At 61.4% G+C, this 16,299-nt stretch carries 14 protein-coding genes; 11 read left to right on the forward strand and 3 right to left on the reverse strand.

Annotated features, from left to right (window positions below; genetic code table 11):
• The first annotated feature begins 24 nt into the window (after positions 1-24).
• From NO357_RS06615 to NO357_RS06635, 5 genes are all read left to right on the forward strand, one after another.
• Complete coding sequence (locus NO357_RS06615) at positions 25-549, forward strand: c-type cytochrome (protein WP_306734847.1); 525 nt, start codon at positions 25-27, stop codon at positions 547-549.
• Between the two features lie 178 nt (positions 550-727).
• Complete coding sequence (locus NO357_RS06620; protein WP_376744356.1) at positions 728-2,635, forward strand: extracellular solute-binding protein; 1,908 nt, start codon at positions 728-730, stop codon at positions 2,633-2,635.
• Positions 2,636-2,638: 3 nt separating this feature from the next.
• The gene (locus NO357_RS06625) at positions 2,639-3,727 is read left to right on the forward strand and encodes a microcin C ABC transporter permease YejB (protein ID WP_306734849.1); all 1,089 of its coding nucleotides are present in this window, start codon (positions 2,639-2,641) and stop codon (positions 3,725-3,727) included.
• Between the two features lie 100 nt (positions 3,728-3,827).
• Positions 3,828-4,934: an ABC transporter permease gene (locus NO357_RS06630; RefSeq protein ID WP_306734850.1), complete on the forward strand. Its 1,107-nt coding sequence runs from the start codon at positions 3,828-3,830 to the stop codon at positions 4,932-4,934.
• Positions 4,931-6,526: an ABC transporter ATP-binding protein gene (locus tag NO357_RS06635; protein WP_306734851.1), complete on the forward strand. Its 1,596-nt coding sequence runs from the start codon at positions 4,931-4,933 to the stop codon at positions 6,524-6,526. The genes NO357_RS06630 and NO357_RS06635 overlap by 4 nt, the downstream gene beginning before the upstream one ends.
• A 152-nt stretch (positions 6,527-6,678) precedes the next feature.
• Here NO357_RS06635 and NO357_RS06640 read toward each other — a convergent pair whose 3' ends face one another.
• Complete coding sequence (locus tag NO357_RS06640; protein WP_306734852.1) at positions 6,679-7,593, reverse strand: endonuclease/exonuclease/phosphatase family protein; 915 nt, start codon at positions 7,591-7,593, stop codon at positions 6,679-6,681.
• Positions 7,594-7,610: 17 nt separating this feature from the next.
• Complete coding sequence (gene hemN / locus NO357_RS06645; RefSeq protein WP_306734853.1) at positions 7,611-8,966, reverse strand: oxygen-independent coproporphyrinogen III oxidase; 1,356 nt, start codon at positions 8,964-8,966, stop codon at positions 7,611-7,613.
• Between the two features lie 66 nt (positions 8,967-9,032).
• Here hemN and fnrL point away from each other — a divergent pair, with 66 nt between their 5' ends.
• Positions 9,033-9,779: a transcriptional regulator FnrL gene (gene fnrL, locus NO357_RS06650; protein WP_306734854.1), complete on the forward strand. Its 747-nt coding sequence runs from the start codon at positions 9,033-9,035 to the stop codon at positions 9,777-9,779.
• Between the two features lie 247 nt (positions 9,780-10,026).
• Here fnrL and NO357_RS06655 read toward each other — a convergent pair whose 3' ends face one another.
• Complete coding sequence (locus tag NO357_RS06655) at positions 10,027-10,866, reverse strand: universal stress protein (protein WP_306734855.1); 840 nt, start codon at positions 10,864-10,866, stop codon at positions 10,027-10,029.
• A gap of 205 nt (positions 10,867-11,071) precedes the next feature.
• On the opposite strand from NO357_RS06655, the gene ccoN reads away from it, so the two are divergent.
• From ccoN to ccoG, 5 genes are all read left to right on the forward strand, one after another.
• Positions 11,072-12,676: a cytochrome-c oxidase, cbb3-type subunit I gene (gene ccoN / locus NO357_RS06660; protein ID WP_306734856.1), complete on the forward strand. Its 1,605-nt coding sequence runs from the start codon at positions 11,072-11,074 to the stop codon at positions 12,674-12,676.
• A 14-nt stretch (positions 12,677-12,690) separates the two neighbouring features.
• Complete coding sequence (ccoO, locus tag NO357_RS06665) at positions 12,691-13,419, forward strand: cytochrome-c oxidase, cbb3-type subunit II (RefSeq protein ID WP_306734857.1); 729 nt, start codon at positions 12,691-12,693, stop codon at positions 13,417-13,419.
• Positions 13,420-13,430: 11 nt separating this feature from the next.
• A complete protein-coding gene (locus tag NO357_RS06670; protein ID WP_306734858.1) occupies positions 13,431-13,622 on the forward strand; it encodes a cbb3-type cytochrome c oxidase subunit 3 in 192 nt (63 codons plus the stop codon).
• 3 nt (positions 13,623-13,625) lie between these two features.
• Complete coding sequence (ccoP, locus tag NO357_RS06675) at positions 13,626-14,501, forward strand: cytochrome-c oxidase, cbb3-type subunit III (RefSeq protein ID WP_306734859.1); 876 nt, start codon at positions 13,626-13,628, stop codon at positions 14,499-14,501.
• Between the two features lie 359 nt (positions 14,502-14,860).
• Positions 14,861-16,288, forward strand: a complete 1,428-nt coding sequence (ccoG, locus tag NO357_RS06680) for a cytochrome c oxidase accessory protein CcoG (RefSeq protein ID WP_306734860.1) — start codon at positions 14,861-14,863, stop codon at positions 16,286-16,288.
• The last annotated feature ends 11 nt before the right edge of the window (positions 16,289-16,299 follow it).

Below are 16,299 nucleotides of genomic sequence, written 5' to 3' on the forward strand. Positions count from 1 at the left end.
GACTCCAAATTCGGAAACGGGCACATGTTTGACACGATGACATCCACCAAGATTATCGGCGCTTTCTGCGGATCGTTGCTGATCCTGATGCTGGGCAAATGGGCCGCGGAAAGCCTTTATTCGATGGGCGGCGGCCACGGCGATGAGCACCACGCGGCCTATGTGATCGAAGTGGAAGGCGGTGACGACCATGGCGCCGAGGAAGAAGAGGCCGGCCCGACCCTTGAAGAACTGCTGGCAGAGGCCGACGTCGCCAAGGGCGCGAAGGTGTTCGGCAAGTGCAAAGCGTGCCACAAGATCGAGGATGGCGCCAACGCAACCGGTCCGCACCTGTTTGGCGTGGTCGGCCGCACCATCGGCTCGGTCGCCGGTTTCGGCTATTCCGGCAACCTGAACCAGGTCGGCGAGATCTGGGATGCGGCGGCGCTGAACGCGTTTCTGATCAGCCCGAAGGCGGCTGCACCGGGCACGTCGATGAGCTTCGGCGGCCTCAAGAAAGACACTGACCGCGCCGACCTGATCGCCTATCTCGACAGCCTCGACGACTGATCCGGGCAAAACAGTTGCGAAAAAGCCGCCGGCACCCGCCCGGCGGCTTTTCTGTGCCGGTTCTCGCGACGGGCGCGTGTCATTCACGCCAGATCACGCATTCTCAACTTGAATGTCGCGGAGCGGGGCTTTTAGCTTATATAACAAAACGGCCCCGGCATAGCGGGGCGGCAGGAGGATGAGCGATATGCGGAAATCGCAAAGCGCAGGTCGCGCCATGGAGGGCCCACATACAAGGGCGACGTTTGGATTGATTCTGGCCGTGCTGGCGGCATTGGCGGTGGCGCTGCCGCTCCGGGCCGAAGAGAAGATCATCCGCAGCCACGGGATTTCGACCTTCGGAGATCTGAAATATCCGGCCGATTTCGAAAATTTCGACTATGTGAACCCGGACGCGCCCAAGGGTGGCGAGTTTTCGACCTGGGCGTTTGGCACCTTCGACAGTCTGAGCCCCTTTATCCTGAAGGGAAACGCGGCGGCCGGAGCGACGATTTTCTTCGACAGTCTGATGAGTGGGTCGATGGACGAGCCGGATTCGATGTACGGACTCCTGGCGCATACGGTGGAATATCCCGAGAATCGGGAATGGGCGATCTTCCACCTGCGGCCAGAGGCGAGCTTTTCGGACGGCACGAAGGTGACGGCGCAGGATGTGGTGTTTTCTTTCGAGACGCTGCGCGACAAAGGCCAGCCGGCCTACAAGGTGACGTTCCGTGACTTCATCGGTGCCGAGGCGCTGGATGATCACAGGGTGAAATTCAGTTTCAAGCCCGAGGGCGCGCTGCGCGAGCTTATCCTGACCGCAGCCGGTCTGCCGGTGTTCTCGAAAGCCTACTACGATACCCGCGATTTCACCGAATCGACGCTGGAACCATCGCTGGGCTCGGGACCTTACATGCTCGACAAGGTCGAGCCCGGGCGGACGGTGAGTTACAAGCGGCGCGACGATTACTGGGCCAAGGATCTGCCGGTGAATGTCGGGCAGAACAATTTCGACACGATCAAGATCGAGTATTTCGGCGACTACACCAGCGCGTTCGAAGCCTTCAAGGGCGGGGCCTATACCTATCGAGAGGAATTCCTGTCGAAGCTCTGGGCGACTTCCTATGACTTCCCGGCGATCGACAAGGGTTGGGTCAAGGTCGAGACCCTACCCGACGGCAATCCGGCGGGCACGCAGGGCTTCTTTTTCAACCTGCGGCGCGAAAAGTTCAGCGACTCTCGTGTTCGCGAAGCGATCGAGCTGGCGTTCAATTTCGAATGGTCGAACCAGAGCCTGTTCTATGGGCTTTACACCAGGACCGACAGTTTCTGGGAAAACTCGACGATCCAAGCCGAGGGCATGCCGTCGCCCGAAGAACTGGCGATTCTGGAGCCGTTCCGGGGGCAGGTGCCCGATGATGTGTTCACCGAGCCGGCCTATGTTCCGGCGGTGTCGCGGGACCGTGCGGTGGGTGACCGCAAGAACCTGCGCGCAGCCGGTCAGCTTCTGGACGAGGCGGGTTGGGCCGTCGGCAGCGACGGGCTGCGCCGCAACGCTTCGGGCGAGGTGCTGAGCATCGAGTTTCTCAATGACAGCCCGTCGTTCGAGCGGATCATTTTGCCATTTATCGACAACCTCAAGCGGCTGGGGATCGATGCGACCTCGGAACGGGTGGATTCGGCGCAGGCGCAGGAGCGCGAGAAGAAGTTCGACTTCGATGTCGTCATCAACCGCTATTCGATGTCATTCACGCCGGGGGTAGAACTGCGGCAGATCTTCGGGTCGCAGTCGGCGGATCTCGAAGGCTCGGCCAACCTGATGGGACTGAAGAACGAAGCGGTCGATGCGTTGATTGAGAAGATCATTGCGGCCAAGACCCGCGAGGAGCTGAATCACACCGTCAAGGCGCTGGACCGGGTTCTGCGGGCGATGCATATCTGGGTGCCGCAATGGTACAAGGCCTCGCACAACATTGCCTATTTTGACTTGTTCGAGCGTCCTTACACCGACAACCCGCCGCCCAGCACGCTGGGGGAAACCGCGATCTGGTGGTACAACGCCGAGAAGGCGGAGAAGCTGAATGCGGCGGGGGCGCTGCAGTAAGCGATGGGCGCCTATATCCTCCGACGGCTGTTGCTGATCATTCCCACGCTTCTGGGGATCATGATCATCAATTTCACGCTGGTGCAGTTCGTGCCGGGCGGACCGGTGGAGCAGATCATCGCGCAGCTTCAGGGCCATGGCGACGTGACCGAGGGGTTTGCCGGCGGCAGCGATGCCGGAGGTCCGACGACGCCGACGGGCGGCGATGACCAATCGGTCGGATCGCGCGGGTTGCCGCCGGAATTCATCGCCCAGCTGGAAAAAGAGTTCGGCTTCGACAAGCCGCCGCTGCAGCGGTTTCTTGACATGATGTGGCGGTATATGCGGCTGGATTTCGGCGAAAGCTATTTCCGCTCGATCGGGGTGATCGACCTGGTGATCGAGAAGATGCCGGTGAGTATCACGCTGGGTCTGTGGAGCACGCTGATCGCCTATATCGTGTCGATCCCGCTGGGAATCCGCAAAGCGGTCAAGGATGGCAGCGCGTTTGATACCTGGACCAGCGGGGCGATCATCGTGGCCTATGCCATCCCGGGGTTCCTGTTCGCGATCCTGTTGCTGGTGCTGTTTGCCGGGGGCTCTTTTTGGCAGGTCTTCCCGCTGCGCGGGCTGACCAGCGACAATTGGGATGAGCTGAGTGCCTGGGGCAGGGTGGCGGACTATTTCTGGCACATCACCCTGCCGGTCGTGGCCTCGACCATCTCGGCCTTTGCGACGCTGACGCTGCTGACCAAGAACAGCTTTCTTGACGAGATCAAGAAGCACTACGTGATTACCGCGCGGGCCAAGGGGCTGAGCGAAGGTCGAGTGCTTTATGGTCATGTCTTCCGCAACGCCATGCTGATCGTGATCGCTGGCTTCCCGGCGGTGTTCATCGGGGTGTTTTTCGGCGGCTCTCTGATCATCGAGACGATTTTCTCGCTCGACGGGCTGGGGCGGCTGGGCTTCGAGGCCGCGGTGGCACGGGATTACCCGGTGATGTTCGGCACGCTGTTCATCTTTGGCCTCATTGGCCTGATCGTCGGGCTCCTGAGTGACTTGATGTATGTGTTGGTCGATCCGCGGATCGATTTCGAGCGGAGGGAGGGGTAGTGGGTTTCCCTATTGAGATGAATCCGATTTTGCTGCCTCTCGCCTTCGGCTCGAACGCGAAATCCGATACCGGTGTTTCCCTGAAAAAGGAAACGCATTGATGGCGCTGTCGCCGCTCAACGAGCGCCGCTGGCGCAGCTTTCGCCGCAACGGGCGGGCCTTCTGGTCGCTGATCGTCTTCTGCGTGCTGTTCGGGTTGAGCCTCTGTGCCGAGTTCATCGCCAACGACAAGCCGATCCTGGTGAAATACCGCGGCGATTTCTACATGCCGATCTTCAAGTTCTATCCGGAGACGACGTTCGGCGGGGATTTCCAGACCGAAGCCGTCTATCGCGACCCGGAGGTGAAATGTCTGATCATCACCGGCGGACTGGAAGACTGTTTCGACGATCCCGAGGCGCTGATCGAGGACGCGGCGGATAGCGAGGTCGGCGGAGAGACAATCGCCAAGGGCTGGGAGTTGTGGCCGCCGGTTCCGTATTCCTTTGACACCCCGGTCGATCGTCCCGGCGCGGCACCCTTGCCGCCGGGAGAAGGCAACCTGCTGGGCACCGACGACACCAAGCGCGACGTGCTGGCGCGGGTGATCTATGGCTTCCGACTGTCGATCCTGTTCACGCTGCTGGTGACGGTACTGGCAAGCGTGCTGGGGATTATCGCGGGGGCGGTGCAGGGCTATTTCGGCGGTTGGCTCGACCTGATCTTCCAACGGATCATCGAGATCTGGGGGGCGACACCGCAGCTTTACGTGATCATCATCCTGTTTGCGGTGCTGGGGCGAAGTTTCTGGCTGCTGGTCTTCATCACCGTGCTGTTCGGTTGGACGGCGCTGGTGGGCGTGGTCCGGGCCGAGTTCCTCAGGGCGCGGAACCTTGAATATGTGCGGGCGGCGAAGGCACTAGGGGTATCGAACGCTACGATCATGTTCCGTCACATGCTGCCGAACGCCATGGTGGCGACACTGACCATGCTGCCCTTCATCGTCACCGGCACGATCTCGCTTCTGGCGGGGCTCGACTTTCTGGGCTTCGGGCTGCCGTCGTCGTTGCCGTCGCTGGGGGAACTGACGTTGCAGGCCAAGCAGAACCTGCACGCGCCATGGCTCGCGTTCACCGCGTTCTTCACCTTTGCCATCATGCTGTCGCTGCTGGTCTTCATCTTCGAGGGCGTGCGCGATGCTTTCGATCCGAGGAAGACGTTTCAATGAGTCTTCTCGAGGTGCGCAACGTGTCGGTGGCCTTCCGCCAGGACGGCAAGGTCAACCAGGCGGTGAAGGGGGTTTCGTTCACCGTCGACCGCGGCGAGACGGTGGCCCTGGTGGGCGAGAGCGGCTCGGGAAAGTCGGTCTCGGCGCTGTCGACCGTGTCGCTGCTGCCGTCGAGCGCCGAGATCGAAGGCTCGGTGCTGTACGACGGACAGGAGATGATCGGAGCGAAGGAAAGCGTGCTGCGCGATGTGCGGGGCAACGACATCTCGTTCATCTTCCAGGAGCCGATGACCAGCCTCAATCCGCTGCACACGATCGAGAAACAGCTTTCCGAGAGCATCCTGCTGCACCAGGGGATTGCGGGCGACAAGGCGCGGGCGCGGATACTCGAACTGCTGCAGAAGGTCGGCATCCGCGATGCAGAAAGCCGGCTCGGGGCCTATCCGCATCAGCTTTCCGGCGGACAGCGGCAGCGGGTGATGATCGCCATGGCGCTGGCCAACAAGCCCGACATCCTGATCGCGGACGAGCCCACGACGGCGCTCGACGTGACGATCCAGGCGCAGATCCTCGAGTTGCTGGCCGAACTGAAACGCACCGAAAACATGGGGCTTCTGTTCATCACTCATGACCTCGGCATCGTGCAACGTTTCGCCGAAAAGGTCTGCGTCATGAAGGACGGCGAGATCGTCGAGGCCGGGCCGACGGCCGAAATTTTCGCGTCGCCGCAGCATCCCTATACCAAGAAACTCCTCAGCGCGCGGGCGGTCGGGCAGCCGGCGCCGGTGCCGGAGGGAGCCGAAACACTGGTTGAGACTCGGGGCCTGAAAGTGTGGTTCCCGATCCAGCGCGGGTTTTTCAAGCGGACGGTCGGCCATGTCAAGGCGGTGAACGATGCCACCATTGACGTGCGTGCCGGCGAGACGCTTGGAATCGTGGGGGAATCCGGGTCGGGCAAGACGACGTTGGCACTGGCGATCATGCGGCTGATCTTGTCGGAAGGCAGCATCACCTATCGCGGCGAGAATGTGCGGGCCTGGTCGACCCGCAAACTGCGCGATCTCAGGCGCGAGATGCAGATCGTGTTTCAGGATCCTTACGGGTCGCTTTCGCCGCGGATGAGTTGCGAGCAGATCATCGCCGAGGGACTGGGAGTGCATGGCCATCCGGGTGGCCGGAACGAACGCGACCTGGTGGCGGAGGTGATGGAGGAAGTGGGACTCGACCCCGCCACGATGGACCGCTATCCGCACGAGTTCTCGGGCGGGCAGCGGCAGCGGATCGCGATTGCTCGGGCCATGATCCTGCGGCCGCACCTGCTGGTTCTGGATGAGCCGACGAGCGCGCTGGACATGACGGTGCAGGTGCAGATCGTGGACCTGCTGCGGGCCCTGCAAGTGAAATACGGGCTGGCCTATCTGTTCATCAGCCACGACCTCAACGTGGTCCGAGCCATGAGCCACAAGATGATCGTGATGAAACAGGGCGATATCGTCGAGGCGGGCGCGGCGCAGCAGCTGTTCGAGAACCCGCAGACCGACTATGCCAAGACGCTGCTGGCGGCGGCGCTGGACCTGAAGGCGGAAGTCTGAGCCGACAGGACGCGCCCCCTCGGCAGTCCGCCCACCCACCCGCCCCGGACCGCCGAGGGGGCTTGGAATCCTATCCGGGACCACTATGCCAGCGGACAACGGAGATTGAGTATTTTCGCCAAGAAAGAGACCCGTGTGGCGGGCGTGCCGGCTCAGTCCAGATCGACGTAGATCAGCGCGTGGTCCGAAGCATGCGGGCGGTGATGGCCGGTACCGGCCAGGCGGGGACCTGTGTACCGACTGGTCTCGAAGCCCAGGCCTTGGCGCAGGATGATCGGCCTCGCCGCGGCGTTGGCCGCCGCGAGCGCGGGCGAGGCCAAGAGCTTGTCCGGGGCCGCGTAGAGACGGGCCTGCGGTTGATGGTAGGACCAGCGTTCGGCGTCCGGCAGGCGGTCAACCAGGCTTTCGGAAAAGGGCGGCAGCAACGGCGCGATGGCGCGGTGGCGGCTTTCCGGCGCATCGCGGGGATCGTTGAGGTCGCCCAGCACCAGCCAGCGCGCGGTCACGGGATCGGCAAAGCGGGTCTCGATCAGGTGGCGCACGGCCAGTGCCTCGGCCCGGCGGGTGGACCAGGCCACGTCCGGGTCTGGGTAGGGCGCCTTGAAGTGACAGGCAAAGAGGGTGAGGTCGTCAAGCTCGATTTCGAGACAATCCCGGCGGAACACCGGCTCGTCGGGTGCGAGGCCGAGGGCCGGGTCGATCCCGGCCTGCGCGGCCGTCAACCCGGCATGCGACCTGATCCGGATCGGTCGCAAACGGGCGAGAACCGCAAGATCGAGACCGCGGCCGTCATTGCCGGGCAGGCAAGTGCGGTGGGGATAGTGCACGCCGGACGGGACAAGGTGACGACGATGGAAATGTTCGAGAGTTTCGGCATCGAAAACTTCCTGCAGCACCAGCAGATCGGCCTCGGCGTCGCGGATCAGCGCGGCGGTGAGGCGGCGGTCGAGAACGTCGAGCGCCTCTGCCATCGGGCCGGTGTCGCCGGGCGTATCACCGTCGCGGGCGCCGTCGAGATGATCACCGCGCAGGCGCATGTTCTGGACGTTGAGCGTGGCGATGCGCATGAGATCGCCTCTCAGGGTCAGATGGCCGAGCTGTGCCCGGCCTTGGAAAGATCATAGGCGTCGAAAGCCCGCGCGATCATCCGGGTCAGTGGACGGGCCTTGATCGGGATCGTGAGGCCGTTGCCGCTGATCTTGAGGATGTTCCGAAACTCGGCATTGGCGGCTTCGAACATCGTGTAGAGCGCGTCGCGCGAGATGTCATGCTCGCGCAGAATCTCGCGGGTATCAATGCGGAAGTCGCACATCAACATCTCGATCATTCGGGCGCGGAGCTTGTCCTCGTCGGTGAAGACGTGGCCGCGGGCGGTGGAGAAGCGCCCGTCGCGGATCGCCGCGGTATGGGCCGAGGTGGCCGGCGCGTTCTGGGCATAACCCTGCGGGAAGCGCGAGATCGATGAGGCGCCGACCCCGATCAGAACCTCGGCCGGGTCGTCGGTATAGCCCTGGAAGTTGCGGCGCAGCTTGCCGGCCTTCTGCGCCACCGCGAGGCCGTCCTCGGGTGTGGCAAAATGGTCGATGCCAATCTCGACGTAGTTGTCCCAGAGAAACAGTTTGCGGGCGGTCTCGAACAGCGCCAAGCGCTCTTGCGGGGTGGGCAGCTTGTCCGACGGAATCATCTGCTGGCGCTTGGCCATCCAGGGCACGTGGGCATAGCCATAGAGCGCCACCCGGTCAGGCGACAGCGCCAGCAGCTTCTGAACGCTTTCGGTGATCCGCGCGTTGGACTGGTCAGGCAGGCCGAACAGGATATCGGCGTTCAAGGAATGTACGCCGCGGGCACGAATCTCCGCGACCGCGTCGCGGGTGATGTCGAAGCTTTGGATCCGGCCGATGGTCTGCTGAATCTCGTCGTGGAAATCCTGCACCCCGATCGAGGCCCGGTTCATGCCGGCACCGGCGAGCGCATCGAGCCGCGGGCCATCGATCTCGTTGGGATCGATCTCGACGGAAAACTCGTAATCGTCGGCGAAGGCCGCAATCTCTGCGATGGTGCCGGCAAGGTCCTGCATCATCGGCGCGGTCAGCAGCGTCGGCGTGCCGCCGCCCCAATGCAGCCGAGACAGCCGCACACCCGCCGGCAGTTCGGCCTTGAGCAGGGCCAGTTCGCTCTTCAGGGTTTCAAGATAGGCCTGCACCGGCGCGTCGCTTTGCGTGCCTTGCGTTCGGCAGGCGCAGAACCAGCACAACCGCCGGCAGAAAGGCACGTGAACGTAGAGGGATATCGCCGAATCAGGGGCGATGTCCCGGATCCAACGCGAGAAATCCCCCGGTCCGACCGAGGAATTGAAATGCGGTGCCGTGGGGTAACTCGTGTAACGCGGGACTTTCGCGTCAAATAGACCCATTTCGGCGAGTTGCGTTTTCGTAACCATCGGCGTAGCGTTATGAGACGATCAGGGCGAGAGCCTTGATGCAGATCAAACGCGCGAACAGACCACATGTTGAAAGACAAACCCGTAATCGCTCCGCACGAGTGTGTGGACTGTCCGATCCGGCATCGCGCGGTCTGTGCCCGTTGTGACGTGAACGAACTCGAAGAGCTCGAGGCAATTAAGTATTACCGCTCTTACGAGGCGGGTCAGACGGTGATCTGGTCGGGCGACCGGATGGATTTCGTCGGCACGGTCGTGAGCGGCATCGGCACGCTGACCCAGACCATGGAAGATGGCCGGACCCAAATGGTGGGGCTCCTGCTGCCGAGCGATTTCGTCGGGCGGCCGGGGCGGGACGGATCGGCCTATGACGTGGTGGCGACGACCGACCTGGTAATGTGCTGTTTCCGCAAGCGCCCGTTCGAGCAGATGATGGAGCGCACGCCGCACCTGTCGCAGCGGTTGCTGGAGATGACGCTCGACGAACTCGACGCGGCGCGAGAGTGGATGCTGGTTCTGGGCCGCAAGACGGCGCGCGAGAAGATCGCGAGCCTGCTGTCGATCGTGGCGCGGCGCGATGCGTCGCTGAAGCTGGGTGTCCCGGACGGGCCTCTGGTTTTCGATCTGCCACTGACGCGCGAGGCGATGGCGGATTACCTGGGTCTGACGCTGGAGACCGTGAGCCGCCAGATCTCGGCACTGAAGCGCGACGGGGTGATTCATCTCGAAGGCAAACGGCACGTGACGATCCCGGATTTCACCCGGCTGATGGAAGAGGCGGGCGACGACAGCGACGGCGGGATGCTGGTCTGACGCTGGAAACCGAGCGGCAGGCCGCACAGTGAGCCCCATCCGATTCGAAATACCGCGCTCTCAGTTCATACCCTAGGACTCGTTGCGCTTTGCCTTCAGCCCTTGGCTGTTAAACCACTTCATGACGCCAAGACCGACCATCAGGATTCCGAGTCCACCAAAGAAAAACCAAGGAATAGACCTAGATCACCGAGAACTTGAGCACCTGTTTCAGTCTCGTTTTCTACTGTCTGCCGAACGTAGCGCCTCAGTGCGCCATGAACACCGGCAGCTTGGCCTGTTCCAGCATGTAGCGGGTTGCGCCACCGAGGATCGCCTCGCGGAAGCGGGAATGACCATAGGCCCCCATCACGATCAGGTCGGCGTCGATGTCGTTGGCATGGCGCATCAAAACGTCCGACACGCGCGGCATGGTTTTCGACAGCACGTCAATTTCGGTCCGGATGCCATGGCGCGATAGATATTGCGACAACAACCCTCCTGGATCCGAGCGGTTCGGTCCGTGGGTGGGAGGGTCGATGACGACGACATGCACGTTATCAGCAAATTGCAGCACCGGAAGCGCCGTGCGTACAGCATTCAGCGCTTCGGAACTTTCGTTCCAGCCGATCATCACGGTCTTGGGCGTGGGCTTGGGCGGGCCTTGGTCGGGCACCACGAGTACCGGGGTCTGACCTTCGAACAGGGCAGCCTCGACCACTGGTTCGAGTTCGGCGCCTTTATTGTCGCCATAGGGCTGCGGCAGGATCGTAAGATCAGAGAACCGCGACCGGGCTGCGACATGGCGACCGAGATCGGCCAGTTGGGCGACACCATGATCGGTGCCCCAACGGATGTTCGAGCCAGCCAACACGGACTTCGCTTTTTCCTCGATTTCCTGTGCCTCTTCCTGGGCGCGGTTGATGGTTTCCTGCAGCACCATCGCGTTGGCGCCGGCGTAGTAGTAACCGGTCTGGCTGCGGTCGACACCGAGGCAGAGCACGTCGAGATGGGCGTCAATCGCGTTGGCAATGGCGATGCCATGGGCCAGCACGTTTTCGGCAAGGTCGGTATCGGTCAGCACCGAAAAGAGTGATTTATAGGCCATGGAAGTCTCCTGAGATAGCAGTGGACCGTATCAAACAAGCATATCGCTATACGCAACTGCGTTACTTTGATGCGTATCAGGAAAACACGCCGCTATTTTTGATGCAGATCAAGGCAGTTTGTTGGCGGACACACGCATTAAGCTGCCAGTCAAATTCCCCGCCGCGGGAGAACGAATCGCGCCGGGCAAGACGAAGGGACGAAAAATGGGTAACTATATCAAGCTGATCGTGTTCGGCGTGATCGTGCTTCTGGCACTGATCGCAGCGTCGTATGCACGTGATGTGGCCTACATGGTGAATGCGCTCGAAGTCGCGCTGGTCGCCGCAGTGGCTTTCATCTGGATTTTGCGCCGGACCGACGAACCGGTGAAGAAAGTCGATCTTTCCGGCGAATACATGGACGGGCCGATCCGTATCGGCGTCGCCCTTACGGCTTTCTGGGGTGTCGTGGGCTTTCTGGTCGGCGTGATCATCGCCTTCCAACTGGCTTTTCCGCAGCTCAACTTCGAATGGGCGCAAGGCTATCTCAACTTTGGCCGGCTGCGGCCGCTGCACACCAGCGCCGTGATCTTCGCCTTTGGGGGAACCGCACTGATTACCACGTCTTTCTACATCGTGCAGCGCACCAGTGCCGCGCGGCTGTGGGGCGGTAACCTGGCGTGGTTCGTGTTCTGGGGTTATCAGCTTGTGATCCTGTTGGCGGCGACCGGTTATCTTTTGGGCGCAACCCACGGCAAGGAATATGCCGAGCCGGAGTGGTATGTCGACTGGTGGCTGACCATCGTCTGGGTGGCCTATCTCCTCGTCTTCGTTGGCACGATCATGAAGCGGAAAGAGCCGCATATCTACGTGGCCAACTGGTTCCTGCTTTCGTTCATCATCACGGTGGCTATGCTGCACGTGGTCAACAACCTAGCCATTCCGGTCTCGTTCTTCGGCTCGAAATCGGTTCAGGTGTTCTCGGGTGTGCAAGATGCCATGACGCAGTGGTGGTACGGCCATAACGCGGTTGGCTTCTTCCTGACCGCGGGCTTCCTAGGCATGATGTACTATTTCGTGCCGAAGCAGGCGGAGCGTCCTGTGTTCTCGTACAAGCTGTCGATCATCCACTTCTGGGCGCTGATCTTCATCTATATCTGGGCCGGTCCGCACCATCTGCACTATACCGCTCTGCCGGATTGGGCTTCGACTCTCGGCATGGTGTTCTCGGTCGTGCTGTGGATGCCCAGCTGGGGCGGCATGATCAACGGTCTGATGACCCTGTCGGGGGCTTGGGACAAGCTGCGCACCGACCCTGTGATCCGGATGATGGTGATCTCGATCGGCTTCTACGGCATGTCGACCTTCGAAGGGCCGATGATGTCGATCCGCGCGGTGAACTCGCTGTCGCACTACACCGACTGGACGATCGGCCACGTGCACTCGGGTGCTCTCGGCTGGAACGGCATGATCACTTTCGGCGCGCTCTACTTCCTGGTGCCGAAACTGTGGAACCGTGAGCGGCTCTACTCGCTCAGCCTCGTGAGCTGGCACTTCTGGCTGGCGACCATCGGCATCATCCTCTACGCCGCAGCAATGTGGGTGACGGGGATCATGGAAGGCCTGATGTGGCGTGAAGTGGATGCCAACGGCTTCCTCGTGAACTCGTTCGCCGACACCGTGGCGGCCAAGTTCCCGATGTATGTCGTGCGCGGCACCGGTGGTTTGCTGTTCCTCACGGGCGCAATCATCATGTGCTACAACCTCTGGATGACCGTGAAGCGTTCGCCGGCTGTGGAAGCCACGAACCACATGGTCCCGGCTGAATAAGGAGGGCCGGACACATGGCAATTCTCGACAAACACCAAGTTCTTGAGAAGAACGTCACGCTTCTGGCCATCTTCGCCTTCCTGGTGGTGACCATCGGCGGTATCGTGCAAATCGCACCGCTGTTCTGGCTGGAAAACACGATCGAGGATGTAGAGGGCATGCGCCCCTACACCCCGCTCGAACTGGCCGGGCGTGACATCTACATCCGCGAAGGCTGCTATGTCTGCCACAGCCAGATGATCCGGCCGATGCGCGACGAGGTCGAGCGTTACGGTCACTATTCGCTGGCGGCGGAGTCGCAGTACGATCACCCGTTCCAGTGGGGGTCGAAACGGACCGGGCCTGACCTCGCCCGCGTCGGTGGCCGCTACTCGGATGAGTGGCACGTGGATCACCTGCGTGACCCGCAGTCGGTGGTGCCGGAATCGGTGATGCCGAAATACGGCTTCCTCGAAAACCGGCTGATCGACGGCAAGTACATCGAGGACGTGATGGCGACCCACAAGATGGTTGGCGTGCCTTACACCGACGAGATGATCGAAAACGGCAAGGCGGACTTTGCCGCCCAGGCGGATCCGGACAGCGACTATGATGGGTTGCTGGAACGCTATGGCGAAAAGGTCCAGGTCCGGAACTTCGACGGGCGGCCGGGCATCTCGGAAATGGATGCGATGATCGCCTATCTGCAGATGCTCGGCACGTTGGTTGATTTCTCGACCTTCACGCCGGACGAAAGCCGATAAGGGAGGGACCGATGGAAACGTATTCCCTTCTGCGTGAGTTCGCCGACAGTTGGATGCTGCTTGCGCTTTTCACCTTCTTCGTCGGGATGGTCCTTTGGGTCCTGTTCCGGCCGGGAAGTTCGAAAACCTATCGCGACGTGGCAAATATCCCGTTCCGGCATGAAGACAAGCCCGCGCCTGAGCGGGACGCCAAGGAGGCGTAAGACATGGCAAAACAACCTCAACAACACCAAGACCCGGATACCACGGGCCACAAGTGGGACGGCGATCTCGAAGAGTTCAACAACCCGCTGCCGAAATGGTGGGTGTGGATCTTCTACCTCACCATCATCTGGGGCATCTGGTACACCATCGCTTACCCGGCCTGGCCGGGCATCAAGAGCGCAACCGCCGGGTACCTTGGCTTTTCGACCCGGGCACAGGTGGCCGAGGAGATCGCGGAGGTGGAAACGGCCAATGCGGCTATCACCGAGAAGCTGGCTTCGGTTGAGCTTGCGTCGATTTCCGGCGATGCGGAGCTGAACAGTTTTGCGCTGAACGCCGGTGAGGCCGTGTTCAATACCTGGTGCGTTCAGTGCCACGGTCGCGAGGGTCGCGGCTTTGTCGGCTATCCGACATTGTCGGATGACGACTGGCTGTGGGGCGGTACCATGGAGGATATCCATTTCACCGTCACCCACGGCATCCGTAATGAGGATGATCCCGAAGGCGAAGCCCGCTATTCGGAAATGCCGGCCTTTGGCGTCGACGAGTTGCTGGAAGAAGAGCAGGTCGACCAGGTGGTCAACTTCGTTATGTCGCTGTCGGGCGATGCACAAGACCCGGCCAAGGTCGCTGCGGGCGCGGTTGTCTATGAAGAGAACTGCGCGGCATGCCACATGGAAGACGGCTCGGGTGACCGGGCACAGGGCGCACCCAACCTGAAAGACGCCATCTGGCTGTATGGTGGCGACTTTGCCTCGATCAAGGAAACGGTTTGGAACTCGCGCTATGGCGCGATGCCCAACTGGAACACCCGTCTGAGCGAGGCTGAAATCCGCGCGGTTGCGACTTACGTCCACCAGTTGGGCGGCGGCGAGTAACCGTAAAAAAGAATTCCGGGGGCGAAAGCCCCCGGATATGGCACCGGCCCTTCCGTCCTGTTCGCGCGTTTCCTGGAAGGCCGGTGCCAGCTTTTTCACCGATCTCTCGGACCCGCGTCAAGCCCGCCGCTGGCGGGATTTCGGTTTTGTGGAGCCGTCTGACGCCCGGATGCGGGATGGGACCGCGCTCCGGGTTGCAGGAGTTTTGGACATCGGAACCGCCGGGCCGAGGCATCTGAAAAAATGTGACAAACGTAATAGATGTTTCAAAAATGCAGAATTTGATGCAGGTCAAAGCCGCAACCGTGTTCTCCTGTGAGAAGGGCGGGAATTGCGTACAGTAATATCGGAGTGATTCCGTGTCCCAGGCCGAACCTGAACAACTATACGCCGCGCGCGAGCCGGTTTTCCCCAAGAAGGTCTATGGCAAGTTCCGTAACCTGAAATGGGGCCTCATGATCTTCACGCTGGGTATCTATTACCTGACGCCCTGGATCCGCTGGGACCGTGGCCCGAGCCTGCCGGATCAGGCGGTGCTGATCGACCTGGCCAACCGGCGGTTCTATTTCTTCTGGATCGAGATCTGGCCGCACGAGTTCTATTTCATCGCCGGGCTGCTGGTGATGGCGGGGCTTGGGCTGTTCCTGTTCACTTCAGCGCTGGGCCGGGTGTGGTGCGGCTATGCCTGCCCGCAGACGGTGTGGACTGACCTGTTCATCCTGGTTGAGCGTTGGATCGAAGGCGACCGCAACGCACGGCTGCGCCTGCACCGTCAGAAGAAATGGGACCTGAAAAAGCTGCGCCTGCGGCTGACCAAGTGGGTTTCGTGGATCGTGATCGCGGCGGCCACGGGGGGTGCCTGGGTGTTTTATTTCGCCGATGCACCGACGCTTCTGGTCGATCTGTTCACCGGCAATGCCCATCCGATCGCCTATACCACGGTGATGGTGATGACCGGCACGACCTTCTTCTTCGGCGGTATCGCTCGCGAGCAGGTCTGCATCTATGCCTGCCCCTGGCCGCGGATCCAGGCGGCGATGATGGACGAGGACACGCTGACCGTCGCCTATCGCGAATGGCGCGGCGAGCCGCGCGGCAAGTTGAAGAAGGGTCAGCTGGACCCAAGTCAGGGCGATTGCATCGATTGCATGGCCTGCGTCAACGTCTGCCCGATGGGGATCGACATCCGCAATGGCCAGCAGCTGGAATGCATCACCTGTGCGCTGTGCATCGACGCCTGCGACGAGATGATGGACAAGATCGGCAAGCCGCGTGGCCTGATCGACTACATGGCTTATACCGACGAGACGGCCGAGCGTGCAGGCGGCAAGGCCAAGAACATCTGGAAACACATCTTCCGGCCGCGCACGGTTCTCTACACTTCGCTGTGGTCGTTGGTGGGCATAGGCCTGGTGGTGGCTCTCTTCATGCGTTCGGACATCGACATGACGGTCGCCCCGGTGCGCAATCCGACCTTCGTGACCCTGTCGGATGGCACGATCCGCAACGTTTATGAGATCAAACTGCGCAACAAGCACGGCGAGGAACGCCCGTTCACAATGTCGATTTCCGGTGACGATACGCTGGCGCTGCGGATTGAAGGTGAAGACGATACCAACGTTATGGTGCCTGCCGACACGGCGCAGCCGCTGCGGGTCTATATCGAGGCGCCGAGAGGATCCGCCGCCGCGGACAGCGAGCGCTCACCGTTCCGTTTCTGGGTGGAAGACGATATCAATGGCGAGCGGGCCTACAAGGACACGGTCTTCAACGGCAAGGCCAACTGATGAAAGGCGCA

The sequence above is a fragment of the Marimonas arenosa genome (assembly GCF_030848945.1).
Lineage (GTDB): Bacteria > Pseudomonadota > Alphaproteobacteria > Rhodobacterales > Rhodobacteraceae > Marimonas > Marimonas arenosa.